Raw genomic sequence first — 20,055 nt, forward strand, 5'->3', positions numbered from 1 at the left:
TCAGCTCTCCGCCGGTCAGCTCTCCGCTCGTGAGCCGGGGTTCGGGCACCCCGGCGCGGGTGCGGACCGCGCCCTCCTCGCCGCTGCCCGGGTCGTCGGGCAGCTGGTGCCAGCGGGTCAGCCGGCTGGTCTCGCCGTGCAGCCGGTGCAGGGTCTCGGCGGCGGTCTCGGCGGTCGTGCGCTGCTTGGCCAGCTCCGTCAGCCGGGTCTCCAGGGCGCGTTCGGCCGTGTGCAGGGTGTGGAGGGCGGCATGGACGGCGTCGTCGACGCTCGCCACCCGCCGGGCCATCCCGCCGGTGGCCTCGTCGTGTACTCGCTGCGCCTCGGTGACGAGCCGGTCCCGCGCGTCCTGCCGGATGTCGGCGACGCGGCGGTCGGCGGTGGCCTGCTCCTCACGGGCCTCGACGAGCTGCTGGTCCGCGGCGGTCCACCGCTCCTCGGCCTGCCCGGCCTCCGGGTGCCCGGTCTGCCCGGTCTCCCCGGCGGTGGTCTCCTGGAGCTGCGCCCACAGGGCGTCGCGGACGGTCCCGGCCGCCTCCGCCGCCAGCTCCTCGGCGGCCTGGAGGCGGTCCCGGACGGTCTCGGGGAACTGGCCCGCGGGTCCCCGCGCCATCTCGTCCGCGGCCGCCACGGCAAGCCGGTAGTGGTGGCGGGCCCTGCGGTCGGTGATCTCCTCGGCCGCCTCGGCCGCCTCGCGGCGCCGCCGGGCCCGGGCGTACTCCGCCTTGGCCGCGGTCACGGCCTCGTGCAGGTCGGGGACGGCCCGGCGCAGGCTCCAGTACTCCTGGTCCGCCTCGGTCAGGGCCTTGGCCGCCTCGCTGACCTTGTCCCACGCCGTGCCGACCCGATCGGGGAAGTTCTCGTCGGTGATCAGCCCGAGCTGGTGGGCGACATCCTCGCGTACCCAGGCGATGATCTGGGTCTGGGTCTCCACGGCCTGGACGCCCGGCTTGACCCCGCCGAACGGGCCCATCAGGTGCTCGCGGGCCCAGGCGGCGAATGAGTTGTCCTTGAGCTGCCGGTCGACCTCGGCGACGGTCAGCCAGGCGGTGGGGATGGCGAACGCGAACATCCGGCCCGTGGTGGGCTTCACCTTCGTCTGGTGGACCTGCTCGTTGGTGATGGCCTGGCCGTCGGATTCCAGCGCGTTGGCGCCGGTGCCGCTCACACCCAGGTTGACCGTACCGAGCGGCTGGGTCTTGATCAGCGGGAAGCCGCCGATGGCGGTGTCCGTGACGCCGCCGTAGTTGGTGTTCGCGGTGTCGTTGTGGGTGTGCTGCAGCGCGGCTTCCATGTCGCCGCCGTCGGCCACCGTCAGCAGCTGGGCGCCACTGAGGTCCGGCCGCATGTAGCGGGCGAGGTTGCCGGTCGCGGAGTCCAGGATGTTGTTCTCCGTGATACCCGCGGTGTGATAGCCGCTGTCCCCCGTCGCGTCCTCGGCGAACGTGCTGAGCGCCATGTTGCCGGAGGAGTCCTCCAGCACCTGCGCGGCGCCGGTGCCCTCGGCGGTGAGCGGGGTCAGCCGCGCCCATCGCAGGGCCTCTTCGAGCGCGTCACCGGTCAGCTGCCCCGACACCTGGGCGAGCCGGTTGTCGTACGCCTTGGCCAGGGCGAGGAGGCCCGCCGCCTCGACCCCCTCGGCTCCGATGACGGCACGGACGTCGAAGCCGCTCGACGGCATCTCGAACGGCGCCTCGCCGCCGTCGGGTTGCGGGACGGAGCGCCAGGCGCGCACCCGGTTCCACAGCTCCTCGGACGGGATGCGGCTGGTGGCCGACGTCAGCACGTTCACCGCGGGCGGCTCGTCCACCGGCTCCGGCGGGCGCAACGGGTCCGGTTCGGCGCCGGGTTGGCCGTCCTCGGCGGGGTCGGGCCGCAGCAGGCTGAGCGGGATGATCTCCTTCAGCGTGCCGACGTCCTGCTCGTGGGAGATCCGGGAGGCGTCCGGGTCGCGCGGCAGGTCCCCGCGGGTGCGGCCGATCTCCAGGGTGAGCTGGAGCCGGTAGCGGGTGGTGAACTGGGCGTGCGGCCCCTTGGTGGTCGTCTTCCGCGACCGGGTGAGGGAGATGCCCGAGGAGCCGGAGATGATCTGGCGGTTGGAGCCGAACTCGGCGACGGACGGGCCCGCCGTCGGCACGGACGGGTTGTCGGTGCGCACGCCCTCGGTGATGGTCGTGCCCGCGTCGGAGCCCCGGCCCTGCTCGAACGCGAGGGTACGGGTCTCCACGGCCGTACGGGACTCCCCCAGCTCGGCGCCGGGCCACAGCCGGTCGAAGTCCTGCCCGTCCTCGACCGGTATGAGCCGGGCCCGTACCCGTACGTCCCGCTTGCCGATCCGGACCCTCTTCCACCCCGGGCCGCCGATCCTGGCGGGGAGTGCGGAGCCGGTTCCGGTCATCTCCCGGCGCAGTGCGCGCGCGACGCGGCCCGACACCAGCCGGCGGACCGCCTCCCGGCTGACACTGTCGAGGTCGTGGCCGAGGTCGTCCAGCTTCTGGTCGAAGGCGGTCAGGGCTTCGGTGACGTTCAGGGAGTCGACGGGGTACTGGGCGAACGGGTGGCGGCGCAGCCAGCCGGGCAGGGACCACGTCCGGTCCGCGTACATCGGCCCGGCGCCGAGGCCGTCGCGGATCAGGCCCATCTCGGCGGCGGTCCGCTCGGGGATGTGGCCGAGCCAGCCGCCCGTGATCCGCTGCCACCGTCCGGCCCGGTGGCGCCCCTTCTGGGGCAGGAGCCTGCCGACCGGCTTCAGCAGCCCGATGGCGCGTACGTAGGCCGCGACCTGGTGCTCGGCGTCGCCCCCGGTGAGCACCTGGTAGTCGGAGTTCGACCAGGAGGTGTCGGTGGTGACGGTCCGGGTGACGGTCTCCGTCTCGCTCTCCGAGCGCACCCACGGGCGCCATACCGCCCCGTAGTTGCCCGTGAGGCCCGGCCCCGCGGGGTGGGACTGGCCGTAGACGAAGCTGACGCCGGCGGAATGGCTGGCGGACTTGGTCTGGGTACCGGTCATCGCGGTGCTTGCGCCGACCGTCACCGAGGCCTTCACCGGCTCGGGCCGTCCCAGAGCGCGCAGCCCGGTGACCCGGATCCGGTGGACGACCGTCGCCAGCCAGTCCAGGTAAGGCCCCTTGCTGAACAGGCCCGTGGCGCGGAGCCCCAGCGGTGTCGCGGTCTGGTCGAAGTTGGCCGTCAGAAGCTGCGGCTGGTGCGAGCGGACCGCGGCGTCGTGCGCGGGCGCCCCCTCGTACGTCAGGTGCCACCGCCCCTGGGACGCCTCCTCCAGGACGGCGTCCACGATCCCCTCGCCGTGCGGCGGCGCCAGGACGGAGACGGTCTGGTGCGGCTGCCCGTCCAGCGGCCCCGGCTTCTGGGGGTGGACGGGGGCGGTGGGCGCGAGGTCCACCAGGTCCCTGGTCTCCCGGACGGACAGCGGGCCCTGGGTGACCCGATCGGGGCCCCGGTAGGGGTTGTCCGCGCCCGGGGCGTGCGGGTCGGTGTCCGGGCTGTGCTCCGCGGGGACGGCCAGCAGCACCTTGGCGCGCAGGGGGGGAAGCGGGTTGCCGTCGCCGTCCATGATGCCGACGCGCGGGGCGCGGAAGACGAACAGCTGGGTGCCCAGCAGGCCGAGCGAGGTGACGCCGCGCAGCAGGCTGCGGAACCGCCAGTAGCCGCCGGTGCTCACCGTGATGGACAGGTCGTAGCTGTAGAGGTGCGCGGGTTTGGCGGTGTCCGCCGACGGTTCGGCGGACGCGGTGGAGCCGAAGGGGGTCTCCACCCGTTCCTGCCAGTTCCCCCGGTAGCCGAACTGTGCGGTGACGGCGTGCGCGGGGGCGCCGCGCTCGTCGGTGGCGCCGGCGTCGATGGTCGAGAACAGGGCCTCGAACGTGGCCTCCGTGCTCTGCGTTCCGTACCGTCCGCCGTCGGCGTTGGTGACGCCGGGGGAACTGCGCGTCAGCAGGTTGTCGGTGGTGCCCTCGAAGCGGCGGCCGGTCATGTCGGCGTCGAGCCAGATATCGCGGTGGCCGCGGGTAAACCGGCCCGGGTCCTGCAGGGGGACGCGCAGGCCGGTGGTTCTCATCGTGTCCAGGTTCCCCTCCATGGCGTGGTGGGAGGACAGCGCGTTGTACACCGTCAGAACGTTGTGCAGCACCATCTGGTAGTGCGCGTGGTTGCGCCACCTGCTGTCGTCGGGGTCGCCGAGGTCTTCGAGCGGGGCGATCATCCCGGGGAACTCGCGGGCGAGGGCCGCCACCACCTGCCGGGCGATCGTGGCCAGCCGGGTGTCCGCGGGGCTGTCGCCCGGCGCGGTACGGTCGGTGTACCGGCCGTCGGGGTACAGGAACTGCACCACCCGGCTCATGCCGAGGGTCGGCGGGTGGTCCTCGGTCAGATAGGCCGGGGCGTACGGCTCCCGGCCGTCGCGCTTGGCGAGGGTGGTGCCGTCGTCCAGTCCGGCCAGACGGCGCGCTTCCCGGTGCGTCATCCAGTCCAGGCTCCAGGTGCGGAACGCGGTCGGCTCGGCGTCCCCGGTCTTCAGCACGTACACGGTCTTCTCGACCCGGTACAGATCGGTGGCGGTCTTCGTGCTCTGGATGGCGGACTTGACCGCGCCGGATCCGCCGACCGTCATGTACCGGCCGCGGGTGTGTCCCCGGCGCCCGCCCGGGCCGAACTGCAAGCGCGGCTTGATCTTCTCCATGAAGCCGGGGATCAGGTTCAGCACGTCCACCACCGGCAGGTTGAACGTCGGCCCCACGACGCCGAAGAACTCCAGGGTGTGCACCCTGCTCTGCTTGCGGGAGTTCTGCGCCGTCAGCTGTCCGGTCTGGGCCAGCTTGGCCTTGTCGCTCTCGTTGGCCAGGACGGCCCTCCCCGGCACGACCCGCGGGATGACGAACGCGCCCAGTGGGGTGCGCTTCTTGTCGCCGGCGAACAGCGGCTTGCCCGGCACCATGGACCGGGAGAGCCGGTCCGCCATCTGGTCGAAGTTGCCGGAGGAGAAGAACGCGGACAGTTCGTCGTGGGCGGTGCTGCCCGGTTCGGCGCCGACCCGCTTCGCCGCCCAGTCCCGGATCTCCTCCACGGGCCCGTAGCCCACGGTGGTGACGGCCCGGTAGTCGGACTCGGGGCCCAGCTGCATCCGCTGCGGGGTGCGGACCGTCTCGTGCGTTTCGGTGAGAGTGTCCGCCAGCCGCAGCCCCAGCCCGTCGCGCAGGGACACGCCGGAGGCGAAGTCCGGGGCGCTGGTCCTGGCGGGCCTGGCGCGCCACCGGGTACCGAGGACGCCCTCCTCGGCGGGGCGCGGGGGCAGCGTGTCGGTGACGGTCACCTCGTAGTACACGTCGTCGATGTGGACGTGTGAGTGGTCGTCGGCCTTGGTCTCCCCCTGGCTCACCACCTCGTCCTGCCCGGTGTAGGCGGTGTCGCGGGAGCGGGCGAACCGCATCCCCAGCCGGCCGAAGGCGGCGAAGGCGAACGGCAGCGGGCCGATCGGCACGGCCGGGCCGATCTGCCGGGTGGTGCTGAGGACCTTGCTGCCGCCGACGGTGGTCTTGGCGCGGTACTGGTTGTCGATCTTGGTCGGCCCGGCGCTGTCGGCGAACCTCTCCCAGGCGCCGTAGTTGCGGATCCGTACGCGCAGCGTGCGCAGCCGCCCGGACTCGGCGCGGTAAATGAACTCCCGGCCGTCCCCGGCGAAGGTGTGCGGCTGTTCCCGCATGGCCCGCAGCAGCCGGTGCTCGACGCCCACGTCGATGTCGCCGGAGCGCGCCGGGTGGCGCGGCTCCTTGGTGTCGACGGGCCGGGTCTCCTCGTCCTCGCCGCGCAGCAGGTCGGTGACGGCGTGCGCGGCGGTGTCGGGGCCGCGCAGGTAGGGGTGGCCCTGGCCGAAGGCGAGCAGCGCGTCCTCGGCCTCCTCCGGTGTGCCGTCGGTGGAGAACGGCAGCAGGCCGTCGACGTACGCGGGCATGCGGCTGTCGTCGGCGAAGTTGCTGACCCGCTGGACGACCGGAGGGGGCAGCAGGGCGTGGTCCACCCGCGGCGGGCGACGGTCCATCAGCTCGTTGTCGATCTGTGCCCCGGGGAACGGGGGGGTCGGCTGCTGGACATGGGCCAGCCCGGCCCGTTGGCTGGAAGAGCCGGAGAGGGAGGATCCGGAGGTCACGCGCTCGAGACCCTCGCGGGCCTGGTCGCTCCCGGGGCGCGGGGAGGGCACCGAGTCCCTCGTCGGGGACGCGGCGGAGCCGGGGCGCCCGAAGACCCCGGAGGTCTCGATCCGCCGCAGCGGGTTCCGCCATCTCCCCGCGTCCCGGTCCGCCTTGACGTGCGACCGGCCCTGGTCGGCGGGGAAGGTCATCGTGTTACGGAGGGTGGGCATCGTCGCGGAGCGGCGGCGTACGGCGCGCCGGTCTCCCTCGACGGCCGACTTGTGGGGCGACGGCGTGTCGAGGAACAGCTCGGACTGTCGGGGCGGGCGGGCGGTGGAGGGCCCGGCCCGCCCGGCGGCCGCCGGGGGGACGGCCGGGGTGGACGACGGGGTGGACGGCGGGGTCACTTCCGGGGTGGACGGCGCCGTGAGCGCGCCGGGCAGCGGCAGGCGCTCCGGGCCGCGGGGCGTGCGCACGGTCGTCTGATGGCCGGGACCGTCGGAGAGGGGCACCGGGTCGATGGGCCGGCCGTCGGGGCCGACCTCGATCGACAGGAAGGTGTGGCCCTCGTAAAGGGGGCGGTCGCTCACGCGCCCGTACTGGCCGTCGACCCAGTCGATGCGGCCCTCGTGGTTGAAGGCGTTGACCGCGTGGACGGTGCCGTTCGGCCGCTGGAAGCGGAGGATCGCCGCCGAGCCGTGGCGGTCGGCGTCGCCCCGGCCGAGCCGCCGCTCGACGGCGCGGACGGCGTTCGCGGTGGCCGCGCGGGCGCTGGTGCCCGGGTCCTCGGCGTGGAACCGCCAGCCGGTGCCCAGCCAGCGCGCGGTCCGCTCCATGCTGTCCCGCTCGACCTCAAGCCGGCCGTCCGGCCTCCCGGCCTGGACGGGCGCGGCCTGGACGGGCGCGGCCGCGGTGGGCCGGCCGAACCAGGACACCAGCGCCGAGCGGGCCACGTCGAGGCAGTTGAGCTGGCGCGCCGGGTCGGCCCAGTTGCCGTTGAGACGCCGCACCCACGGTGCGCCACCCGCGTCGGTGAACAGGGTGTTGTAGGGGAGCCTGCGGTTCAGCTTGCGGACGGGCGCGGCCAGCCCGAAGCGGGTGCCGCGCGGGTCGGGGAAGCGCTGGTACGCGCCGTCGAGATCGACCGGCAAGACGTCGCGCAGCCGCTGCTCGTCAGCCTCCGACGGCCGGTCAAGGCCGCCCGACTCCTGGTCGTACGGGCGGATCGCGCGCAGGCTGTCCGTCGACGGGCCGGTGAGAACGGACGCGGGCCCGGGCCGGTCGCCGTCCGGAACCGGGGCGGGGGCGGGGGTCAGGGCCGGGGCCGGGGGGACGGCGTCCGCGACGCTCATGCCCGGGCGGCCGGGGCCGCGGGTGGCCACCTGGCGCGGGCCGCCGCGCCGGTCGTCGAGCGTGAGGGTCAGCGTGTCCGGGCCGGTGCCGGTGCCGGACGGGCCGGCGCGGTGCTCGATCTCGACGGTGAAGTTGCCGGCGGTGATGTGCTGTCCCGGCGAACCCTCCTGGAGCCGCCTCAACTCCATGCCCAGATGGCCCCGGTACATCGCCACGACCGCATCGGCACGCGCCTTTCCGAGCTTGCTGAGGCGGCGGCCACCCCCCTCGACAGTGATCTTGAGTTTCGGCAGCCGCAGTTGGTGATCGACGTTCCACACCCCGGTCCTGGCCCCCACCCTGGCCACGTACCTGATGCGGTTGTTCGCATCGGCAGGCACCACCTCCGCGGTCCCCCCGGTGAGGGTGATGGACACCGGGTTCGCCTGGTGGCCGCGGAGCGCGACGGCGGTGAGCGGGTTGGCCACCATCGAGGGGGCCTCACCCGGCAGGTCCGCGAGAACGTCGTGCACGGACTCGCCGGGACGCTGCGAGTGCATCCGCATGTACCAGTGGTGCTTGCCGGGAATGACCGGTTCGACCTGCCCGAGCCGGGACATCGCCCCCTTGGTGGCGCCTTCCAGCGCCCGCTCCGCACGTGCGCGCTCCTCGGAGCCCTCGGGCGCCGACCGCACCTCTTCCCGGGCCTGCCCCGCCCGGATCAGGGCCAGCGTCAGATCACGGTAGCCGCACACCTCCGCGAGGTGCTCGTCGATCCCGGCGTCCTGCTGCCGCTCGATCTCCCGGCGCAGCTCCGCCACGATCTCCCGCAGCTTGTCAAGACCCAGGCTGTCGAGGTTCGCCAGGACGGCCCTGCGGCGCCAGCCCGCCCGCACCGACGTCTGTGTCTGGTTCTCCAGAGAGATCTGGTGGGTGCCGTCCTCGCTGGCGAGGACCACGCTCAGGAAGTGGTAGCCGAAATAACGGCTGTCGGACTGTTCGCCGGGTTTGGCGTGGTTGTGCTCCAGACTCGCCTGACCGTCCGCTCCGGACGCGGCGATGGACTGCACCACATACCCGTCGCCGACATCGGCCCAGGCGTGCTCGTTGATCCCGATACGGCGCCCGGCGTCCGACAGGGCATCCCGCCGCGGGTCCTCGGGTGCTGCGAGGCTCAGCGCGCTGCCATACGACCGGCCGGGCAGCGGACCGCCGTACCCGCCCGTGGGCCGGTCGTCCTGGCGCAGCACGTCGGCCGCCCACTCCGGGCGCACCGCGTCCGGCGGGGTCTCGCCATCCGCCACCCGTGCCAGGGCTTCGGCGAGGTAGTGGGTGCCGGTGGTCTCCACGCTGTCGGAGGCGTTGACCGGCGCGGTGACCACCTCGCCGCTCCGGGGATCGGAGAGGACCAGGTGCGACGTGCGGTGACCGCCGGACACCAGGTCGGCGAACTCCCGGCACGCCTCCTCGGTGGACTTCCCGGTGCTGCCCGGGAACACGGGGTTGACCCGGAACAGTTGTCTGCTTCCCCCGTCGGGGGTGGGGAGGACGATGCTCAGGTTCTCGTCGGTCTCCAGCCGCACCCCGCTGCCCGCGCGCGCCAGTTTGACCGAGGAGCGGGCGACGGCCTCGGCCGTCGCGAAGACCTGCTGTCCCAGCGCGCCGTCCTCCACGGCGAGCGTACGGTCGGCGGAGATCCGCAGGGCGGGCCGGCCGGTGGCGGGGATCTCGGCGTAGTCCTGCACCGACACCGCGAACTCCGGGGGATCCACCCTCCAGTCGAACGCGCGGGGCGAGCGCCAGTCACCCCGTGTCTCCCCGGGCCTGCGGAACAGCACGCCGTCGCCGCGGTTGTCCACGACGGTGTAGTTCGTTGTCGTCAGCGGCCTGGCCCCGCGTGCGTCGGCCCCGTCGCGGGGAGCGGGGTCCTCGATGTCCGCGTCGCTGTTCCTGTCGCCATCCGCGTCACTGTCGCTGCCCAGCGCGGCGTCCATGTCCGCCCGGAACGACGCGAGGGCCGCCTCACTGCCCAGTCGATCCAGGGAGGCGACGAGGGCCAGCGAGCCGAGGCGGTGCAGGTGCCCGGCGCTGACCTCACCGTCAGTGCCGAGGCCCAGGACCCGCCGGGCCAGGTCGTTGGTCCTGCCGACCGCGTCCAGGAGCTGGACCGGCCCCTCCGCACCCGCCAGAGCGAGCCGCCGCAGCGCCTGAGCCGTGTCGCGGAGCGTGCCGAACGCATGGGTGTGGGTGTCCTTGGCGGTGGGCCCGAAGAACAGCTCCACCCAGTGCTCGTCATCGATTCCGGCGACACTCTCGACGTCCCGCACCCTCCCGTCCCGCGGCAGGGTTCCTCCGTCCGGCAGGGCGTCCGGGTCGTCCGGGTCCGCTTGGCGCGGTGCGAGGGCCGCCTCACTGGTCAGCTGGTCCGGGGGGACGGCGAGGGCCAGCGAGCCGAGGCGGCGGAGGTGTCCGACGTCCACCTCGCCGTCGGCACCGAGGTTCAGGACCCGCCGGGCCAGGCCGTGGATCCTGTTGAGCGGGTCCGGGGACGTGCCCGGCCGCTCCGCGCCCGCCAGGGCGAGCCGCCGCAGCGCCCCGGCCGCGGCCATGAGTGTGTCGAACGAGTGGTGGTCCATCGCGCCGGTCCCGAAGAACAGGTGCAGCGACCACAGGTCCTCGACGTCCTGCGCCGGGGCGGGGGGCGGGGGCAACGGCACGCCCCCCTCGCTGGACGTGTCGCTGGACATGTCGGTGTCGCTGGTGTCGGACTCCGTGTCCGGCCACTCGCCGTCGGGTGCCGGGGTGGTGGCGGTGTCCTGGGCCACCAGGGCCATCGGTGCCACCGGGGCCAGGGCGTGCGGCTGCGGCCGGTACACGCCCTCCACCTGGTCCCAGAAGGCGCGGAAACCCTCCCACAGCCGCTCCTCCCGTGTGTACTCCACCGGATTCGCGGGACCCGGATCCTGCGGATCCCGGCCGAACAGCCGCTCCAGAATCGGCAGCAGTGCCGACTCGTGCTCCCGCACCCAGGCCGCCAAGTTGTTCCGCGGCCGCCCGGTGTACGCGTCCGTCCCCGCGTTCACCCCCAGATACGCGCAGACAGCCTGAGCGAAATACTCGAACTCGTTCGTCGAGGAATAGTTTTCGGCCGGTACACCATTCAGGTCCCGCCGTATCCCGTCCGGCCACTCCACATCGAACGGATCGACACCCTCCGGCGGGTTCAGCTTGGCCTCATAGGCGATCTTGATGACCTTCCGGTCAAAGTCATCAAGCGCCTTCTCGTGGAGCGTGTGCGCGAACTCGTGATCGGGCGTGGAGTAACCGTCCTCAAAAAAGCTCGCACCCGGCACACTCGTGGCCTCACCCACGAGGTTCTCCTCCGTCACCGCCGTGTCACGCGTACCGCCCGCGCCCCGCACGTTGTCCCAGATACGCCAGTCGTTCGGGGCGACCTGCACCCCCGCGAGATGCCGGAACGGGCCCAGCGCGGTCACCGCCACGTCCTTGGGCACCACCACGACCCGCACATCACTCTTCAGCAGCGCGGCCGCCGCCCCGGGATCGCCCAGCATGCGTGCGAAGCGCTTCCGCGCCAGGTCCTCCACCGTCTCCGGCCGGAACGGCCACACCGGCCGATCCATCCCGGGCTGCACCACGACCATCAGCTGAGCCGCCATCTCGGCGAACTCCACAGCGGGCAGACCCCGCCGCAACGCGTCCACCAGCACCGGATCAGTCATCAACTTCTGCCGCTCATCAGGCGACAGCAGCGACAACGCCCGGAACCGGTCCTCCGCCGACATCCCCAGCAGACGCGACCCGAACTCCCCCACCGGGCCGGCCGACACCCCACCGAACACCACCTCGCGCGGCAGGCCCCGGCCCGCGGCATCGGGCAGGGGCAACCCCTGCGGACCCGAAGCCGGCGAACCCGGAGCCGCCGAATCCGAAGCCGGCGGAGCCGCGTGCGCCCCATAAGACGACTGCTCCGCGGCCCGGTACGCCTCCAGCAACTGGCCCAGCAGATTCGGGCTCAGCGTCGGGTCCCAGCCCATCTGCCCGGCATAGCCCGCCGCGACCCGCTCCAGCTCCGCCCACGTCAACGGCCCCATACCGCGCGCCAGCGCCTGCCGCTCCAGCGCCCCGAAACCCTGAAGCAGCCACTGGAACTCCCCGGCCAGCGCGGGATTGGTGTCGATATCGATGCCGTGGTTCTCCCGCATCGCCCGCACCCACCGCAGCACCCGCGTCGCCCGGTCCGCCACGTCCCCCGGCAGCCCCGCCACGTCCGCCCACGCCGACAAGGTCTCCGCCAACGGCTCCGGGGGGAGTTCCTGCCACTGGAACACCGGGGTGTCCGGATCATCCGCCTTGGCCAGAGCCGGCGGATTCCCGTTCCCGAACACGTCCAGTCGCGCGTCCGAGGAGAACGCCGTCCGCCGGGACCTGGTCCCCACGACCTGCGCACCCGACACGTACGCCAGCCGGTCGGCGCCCACCGGCAGCCTCCCCAGCCCACACCCCACCAACCACACCGGCCAGTCCTCCGGAATGGACATCGTCGCCATCTGGCGTTTGAGGAAGCTGCTCAGCGCCTCGCTCCACACCATGTGGTTCTGCCCCGTGCTCGCCAGGGGGAGCGCCGCCTGGGTACCGAGGCTGTGCACCACCACGACGAACGCGTCGGTCAGCCCCCGTGGCAGGCGCCGCACGGCACCGTTACGGTGCCCGCCGGTCCCCCGCACGGACTCGTTGTGATCGAAGTAGTGCTCGATCTGCGACACATTCCGCAGTTGCTCCTCGCGTTGCGCCATCTCCATGGGGTTGAACAACGCGACCCCGATCAGCCGCTGCCCGTCCGACCTGGGCAGCGCGAACGCATGCACGTCGGTGTCCAGGAACTTCGTACCGTCCGCCGCCGTCAGCTCCCGCGGACCGTCCAGAAGCTGACCCGGATCGCTCGGCACCCACGCCCCCACGGGCGTCGCCCCCGGACGCGTGGCCGCGAGCACCACGCGCTGCCTGGACGTGCCGTCGCCCGCCGGATCCCACCGGTAACCGCCGTACGTGGACCACACCCGCACCCCGAGCCAGTCGGCCATCAGCCGGGGCAGCCGCCTCAGACCCGCGCCCGCCTCCGGCATCAGCAGCACCACCGGAGCGTTCGCCGGCCGCCGGGGGTCATACTTCACCAACTCGGCCAGTTCCGCGTATGTCACCTCGGACGGGTTGCCCTGCCCGTCGCGCACCACGACCATGCCCGCCTCGCCACCGGGCTCCACCACCACCACGTAGGGCGACCCCTGCCACGGGGGCAGTGTCCAGCTCAGACCGCCAGACCCCTGCCGCCCCACATCGTCCAGCAGCAGATCCAGAGGCTGCCCGGTGAAGTTCCGCCCCAGGAACCGGCCGTCCGGGCCGACCAGCGCACTCGCATCCCCCAGCACCCCCGTCCCTTGCAGCCGGTACGCCGCTACCGCGGCCAGACTCCCCGCGCGCCCGTCCCGGTGCGCGGCGGCCACCACCGACAGCGCCTCGGAATACCGCCCACGCGTCATCCGCTCCGCAGGACCCAGGCGCAGAATCCCCCGCGCGATCCGCTCCAGAGCGGCTTCCCCGATACCGGACCGCGGCCCCCCCGCCTCCAACACCTCCCACCCACGCACCATCACCTCGTACTGCGGGTCCTCCGCCACCCGCGCCCCGAACACCGCACTCAACACCTGCGGCACACCCGACGACCGCCGCCGCGCACGCGAAGACCCCTCTCCCGGCGGCGCGGGCAACGGCCCGACATCCTCAGCGGAACCCGAACGCCGCCCGGGCGCCGGGGTGGTGGCGGCCTCCTGGGCCGCCGGTGCCGCCGGTGCCATCGGGGGCGCCGTGGCCAGGGCGTGCGGCTGCGGCCGGTACACCCCCTCCACCTCGTCCCAGAAGGCGCGGAAGGTCTCCCACAGTTCGTTCTCCGCCTGCGATTCCTCCCTCGGGTTCGCCGGACCCGGGCCCTGCGGATCCCGGCCGAACAGCCGCTCCAGAATGGGCAGCAGCGCCGGCTCGTGCCTCCGTATCCAGGCCGCCCCGTTGTTCCGCGACCGGCCGGTGTAGCCGTCCGTCCCCGCGTTCAGCCCCAGATACGCGTTCACCGCCTGCGCGAAATACGCGGACTCGCCCGTGGAGGAGTAGTTGTCGGCCGGGTTGCCGGCCAGGTCCCGCCGTATCCCGTCCGGCCACCGCACATGGAGCGGATCGAAGCCCCGCGGCGGGTTCAGCTTGGCCCGATAGGCGTCCTGGACGACCTTCCGCTCGGCATCATCAAGCAGATTCTCGTAGTGGCCGAACAGCCGCCTCATAATCGGCAGCAGGGCCGGCTCGTGCTCCCGCACCCAGGCCGCCCCGTTGTTCCGCGGCCGACCGGTGTTCGGGTCCGTCCCCGTGTTCACCCCCAGATACGCGTTCACCGCCTGCGCGAAATACTCGTACTCGTCCTTCGAGGAATAGTTGTCGACCGGATCGCCATCCAGGTCCCGCCGAATCCCGTCCGGCCACTCCACATCAAACGGATCGACGCCCCGCCGCGGGTTCAGCTTGGCCTGATAGGCGTTCTTGATGGCCTTCCGGTCGGAATCACCCAGCGCGTGCACATGGAGCGCGTGCGTGAACTCGTGATCGGGCGTGCCGTAACCGTCCGCATGATTTTCCGCATCCGGCACACTCGTGACCTCACCGAGAAGATTCTCCTCCGGCACCGCCACGGCACGCGCGTCCATGACGCCCCGCAAGGTGTCCCAGTCAGACTTCCCCGCATAACCTCGGAACCGGCGCAGCCCGGTCAGCGCCACGTCCCTGGGCACCACCAGAACCCGCACACCGCCCTTCAGCAGCGCGACCGCCATCTTCGGATTGACCAGCATCCGCGCGGCCCGCACCCGCGCGACCCGCCCCGCCCACACCGGCTGATCCGCCATCGGCTCACCCGGACCGTCCTGCACCACCACCATCAACTGGGCCGCCGTCTCAGCGAACTCCATACCTGGCAGAGCCCGCCGCAACTCGTCCACCCACACCGAATTCGACGCCAGCTCCCGCCGCTCGTCAGACGACAGCAGCGACAACTCCCGGAACCGGTCCTCCGCCGACATCCCCAGCAGACGCGACTCCAACTGCCGCACCGGGCCGGACGCCACCCCACCGTCCTGGGGTGCCATCCCCAGCACACGGGCCGCGTCCTCGGGCCTCAGCCCCAGCACACCGGACATGTCCTCGCTCTCGGCACCGGGCTGGGGGGGCTCCCCGGTCGCCAGAGCCTCCGCCGCCCGGTACGCCTCCAGCAACTGGCCCAGCAGATACGGGCTCAGCGTCGGATCCCAGCCCCCCTGCCCGGCGAACTCCTCCGCGGTCTGTTCGAGCCCCGCCCACGTCAACGGCCCCAGACCCTGCGCCAGCGACTGCCGCTCCAGCGCTCCGAAACCCAGGAGCAGCCGCTGGAACTCCCCAGCCAGCCTGGGATTGGTGTCGATATCGAAGCCGTGAACCTCCCTCAGCGCCCGCACCCACCGCAGCACCCGCTCCACCCGGTCCGGCACGTCCCACGGCAGTCCCGCCACGTCCGCCCACATCGACAATGCGGGCGGCCACGGCTCCGGAGGGAACTCCCGATACCCGAGCGCTGGATTCTCCGGATCTTCCACGATGGCCAGATACGGCGGATTCTCGTCCCCCATCACACGCTGCTTCGCGTCCGAGGCGAACGCCGACCGCCCGAGCCTGGTCGCCACATCCTGCGCGCCCGGCACGTGCTCCAGCCGGTCGGCGCCCTCCGGCAGCCTCGCCAGCCCAGGCCCCACCAGCCACACCGGCCAATGCGCCGGAACGGACACGGCGATCTGGCGCCACAGGAACGCGGCCAGTTCCCCGCTCGTCACCATGTGGCTCTGCCCCGTGCTCAGCCGGGGCAGCCCCGCCTCACCGTCCCCCACCACGACGATCGCGTCGGTCAGCCCCCGTGGCAGGGGCAGGAGGGGACCCGTAGTGCTGATCCCCTCGTACTCGATCCGGTCGGCGTAGTGCCGAATCCGCGACACGTTCCGCAGATCACTCTCACCGGCGGCCATGTCCCTGGCGTTCAGCAACGCCAGTCCGGTCAGCCGCTGCCCGTCGGACGTAGGCAACGCGTACATCTCCACGTCGCTGTCCGAGAACGTCGAACCGTCCGGCGCCGCCACCTCCCACGGACCGTCCGGAAGGTGACCCGGATCGCTCGGAATCCACGCCCCCACGGGCGCAGACCCCGGATTCACCGACGCGAGCACCACGCGCCGCCTGGGCGAGCCGTCGCCCACCGGCTCAAACCGGAGACCGCCGTACGTGGACCACACCCGCGTCCCGAGCCGAGCGGCCATCAGCCTGGGCAACGCCCTCATGCCCGCGCCCGCCTCCGGCATCAGCAGCACCACCGGAGCGCCCGCGGGCCGTCGGGGGTCGTGCGCCACCAGCTCCGCCAGTTCCTCGTACGGCACCTCTGTCGAGTTGCCCTGCCCGTCGCGCAGCACGACCAGGCCCTCCTCGGAACCGGGCTCCACCACCACCACGTACGGCGGACCCTGCCACGGGGGCGGCGACAACTTCAGACCGTCAGGACCCTGCCGCCCCACGTAGTCCAGCTGCAGATCCAGAGCCTGCCCGGTGAAGTTCCGCCCCTGGAACCAGTCGTCAGGACCGGTCAGCGCACTCGCATCACCCAATACCCCCGCCTTCTTGTGCAACCAATACGCCGCCACCGCGGCCAGACTCCCCGCGCGCCCGTCCCGGTACGCGGCCGCCGCCACGGCCAGCGCCTCGAAATACCGCCCACGCGTCATCGGCTCCGAAGAACCCAGGTGCAGGATCCCCCGCGCGATCCGCTCCAGATCGAGGCCCCCGGTGCCGAACCGCGCATCCCCCCTGCGCGCCACCTCCAGCGCCGCCAGCCCGCGCATCATCACCCCGTACCGCGGGTCCTGCGCCACCTGCGCCCCGAACGCCACACGCAACACCTGCGGCACATACGGCATACGCGACGGCCCCGGAGTCGGCGGCGGCCCGACCTCCTCAGCGTCACGCCGGTCGGTCAGCGCCTCGTCCGGGCGCACATCACCGGTCATCGCCTGCCGCTTGGCCGGCCGGTCGGCGGAGTCGGACTCGTCGGACACCGAGGGCACCGGCGCCGGGGCCACCGGGCCGGGCTCCGGAGCCGACGTCGCCGAGGTGGCCGGTGTTCCCCCGCTGGAGGTGGTGGGGACGCGGGACGCGGGCGGCGGCGGGGTGGGCGGGTCGGAGGGCGGGTTGGGGGGCGGCGTGGGGGCGCCCCCACGCACACGGTGCCGCAACCCCATCCCCGCGCGGAGGGTGTCGGCGAGGGCAATGCCCGACGGCGCGTCAGGGCCGTGTGTCAGCAGGTGCTCGGCGACCTGGCGCACCGCGTCGCGGAAGTCGCGCCCGGCGTGCCGCGAGTCCGCGAGCACCGGGTGCAGCTCCAGCGGCAGCACCAGGGAGACGGCCTTGTCCCAGGCGCGGCCGGCGGCCAGCCGCTCCGGTCCGTCGTCCGGTATCGCGCCCGCGAAGTCCGCGTACGCCGACTGCCAGATACGCCGGGTGGCGTTGGCCGCGGTTTCGTCGAGCGGGGCGGGCCAGGGATCGGACCGCATCATCTGGAGCTTGACGTGGTCCACCGGGGCCAGGTCGATGTCGCGCACCGGGAACCGGTCCATGCCCAGCGCCGTGGCGGTCTGTTGCTTGGGGCCTGGTGTGACGCCCGCGTCGTTCAGCTCGGCGATGGCCACGTCGTCGTCCGGGTCGAGCAGAGGCGGGTTCTCCGGCAGGTCGTCCGGGATGACCTGCTGGGCGATCCACTGGCGCTGCGCGTCGTCGCGGTGGACGTCTGGCACCTGCCCCTGCCGCGACCTCGCGTCGCCCTCGGCGCCCTGGCCCGTGGTGCCCTCCTGACCCGGGGCGTACGGGTCGCCGTGCGGGTCGATGCCGAGACCCCGCAGCCGCGCCGCCGCGTCGAGCATCCGCCCCCGCGCCTGCTCGGCCCGGTGCCCGGCGTCCTGGTGCGCGGCGGTGTCGGCGCTGGTGCCGACACCCGTGTCCAGCCGCTCGCCGATGGTGTCCACGTCGGTCGCGGCGGAGCGGAAGGAGTCCAGCGCGTCCTCGTAGTCCTGCCGGGCGCGGTCGATCTCCTCCCGGTCCGGGGGCGCCGGGGTGGCCGGTGACTTGCCCCGGTCGGCGGGGTCCGTGTCGGGCCGGGTGTCGGTATCGGTATCGGTATCGGGGGTGGTGTCCGCATCGATGACGGAGTCGGCCGACGGGCCGCCGAACGTCTCCGTGTCCGGACGCGGTTGCTGCTGCTCGGCGCGGGGCCCCTGGCCCGGCTGGGGGGTGCCGGAAGGCTGTTGGGCCGACGGCGTGTGCGGAGTGGTGGCCGGGGTCTGCCCGCCGCTGTGGGAGACGGGGGGCGGAACCGCGCCCGTGTTCTGGCCCGCGGGGCCGTTCTGGCCTACGGGGGTGTTCTGGCCCGTGGGGGTGTTCTGGCCCGTGGGGGTGGATTCGCCGTTCTCGCCGAAAGCCCCGTCGAACTCCGCGTCCGGGTTCGAGACCGTGGGGGTGTGCGCCGCCGGCGGCACCGGGAGGCTCGACGAGTTCGGCAGGCCCGAGGTGCCTGGGAGACCCGGGGTATTCGGGGAGCCCGAGGTGCCCGGCAGACCCGAGGTGTTCGGGAAGTCCGAGGTGGCCGGGGAGCCATCGGGGCCCGTCTGGAACTCCTTGTTCCCCTTGAAGTCCTCGACGCCCTCGGGCGTCGTGAGACCGGACCCCGCGGAGTAGGGGCCCGTCGGCGGCAGGTTGCTCCCGGCGGAGCCGGGCAGGTTCAGCGGCGGGCTCTGCGAGGTGGTCTGGAACCCCTTGCCGGCCGGGAAGTTCGCGTGCGGCACATACGACGACGAGGAGCCCCCGCCGGTCAGCGCCGATGAGGAGTTGTACTCCGGGATGTCCGAACCGACGGAGTCGGAGGAACTGGCGGAGTTGATGGACGCGGTGTCGTCGAAGACGGAGTCGGCCGAGGAGTTGGAGGAGCCGTAGGAGTCCACGGAGTAGGTGTCGGAGTCGCGGTACCCGGGCGTGAACGAGCTGTTGTCGCCGTACAGCGAACTGTCATCGCCGTACAGCGAGCTGTTGTCCTCGTACAACGAGCTGATGCCCTCGTACATCGAGTCGTTGTCCCGGTACGACGAGCTGTTGTCCCCGTGGGTGGGGATGTCTGCGGACGTTGTGATGGGGAGGGAGGACTTCGGGAGGTCCGGGCCCGCGCCGGAGCGGGAATCGGAGCGGGAATCGGAGCCGGATCCGGAATCGGAGCCGGATCCGGAATCGGAGCCGGATCCGGAATCGGAGCCGGATCCGGAATCGGCTGGGGAATCGCTCCCCGCCCCGTCCCGGAGAGCAGCTATCGCATAGCTCTTGTTGATGAAGTCGGTGAAGATGTTCCCGTTGGGGAATACCTTGCCGTGCAGCCAGCCGGCGCCGGACCCCAGCGCATTGCCCGCGCCCATCTCCGCCACGGCGCTGGTGCCGGAGAAGACGAACGTCTCCCACTTGAACGCCCAGTTGCCGTGGAGTATCCCCTGGGAGACCACCTCGCCGAAGCCCTCGCCCAGACCGTGGGAGACGAACGTCGCCACGAAGTCGTAGGCCATGTTATTGACCCGGCCGGGCTTCCCGAAGATGTGATCAAGATTCGGCGAGTTGAAGTCGATGTCCTTGAACGTGTTCCGGAAGTCTCTGTCGAACTTGCCGAAGATGTCCTCGTCGAAATTCTTCTTAAAGAAGTCCGATATGCCCTTCTTGAAGTAGTTCGCCGCGCCCTGGAAGACGTCGATGAAGAGACCGGTCATGAAGCCGACGAAGAAGCTGTCCCGGAGGTTGGTCCCGTCGATGCCGTTCGGCCTGCGTGCCGGGGGATTGATGACGAGCTGCGCCAGGTTGACGGCGAGGGCCTCGATCATCTCCTGGACCGCCTCCAGCAGGGCCCCCGCGATGGGGAAGAAGTTCAGCAGGCGCTGCATCGCCATCAGGATGCCGAGCGCCGCCCGCGCCCTCACCAGTGCTGCCATGGACAGCGAGGCCCCGCCGGTGAAGAAGGACATCGCCGTGAGCGCGGCCAGCTCGATGAGCATCATCGTGATCTCGGCGATGATCTCCCAATGCGCCTGCTGGATCTTCATCGACTGCTGGGCCCGCTCGTTGGGCAGGTCCATCCGGAGCTTACCGAGCAGGTCCCCGATACCGTTCGATCCGTAGGAGCCGGTCAGCGGCTCCATGGCCTTGGTGAGCGCGTCCCCGACTTGCTTCGGAAACGCGTTGGCGACATCCGACAGGGCGTCCCGGACACTGTCTATGAACTCGACCAGGTTGTCGGCGAGATCGGGAAACTGGTCCTGGCTGTCCCACGCCAGGTTCGCCCTGGCAGCGATCGGCTTGTCACCGATGAGGATCTGGATCCACATCGCCTCCTCGGGGGTGTAGGTGATCTCCTCCATGG

The 20,055-nt window shown here is 72.2% G+C and carries 1 protein-coding gene (only partly in view); it reads right to left on the reverse strand.

What is annotated here, in order from left to right:
- Positions 1–20,053 carry the start of a lonely Cys domain-containing protein gene (locus ACWY4P_RS21780; protein ID WP_456212218.1) on the reverse strand. 36,284 nt of this gene lie to the left of the window's left edge, so the window shows 20,053 of its 56,337 coding nt (coding positions 1–20,053); the start codon lies at positions 20,051–20,053; its stop codon lies off the left edge, out of view.
- Positions 20,054–20,055: the final 2 nt, after the last annotated feature.

The organism is Streptomyces sp. LZ34 (assembly GCF_053890475.1).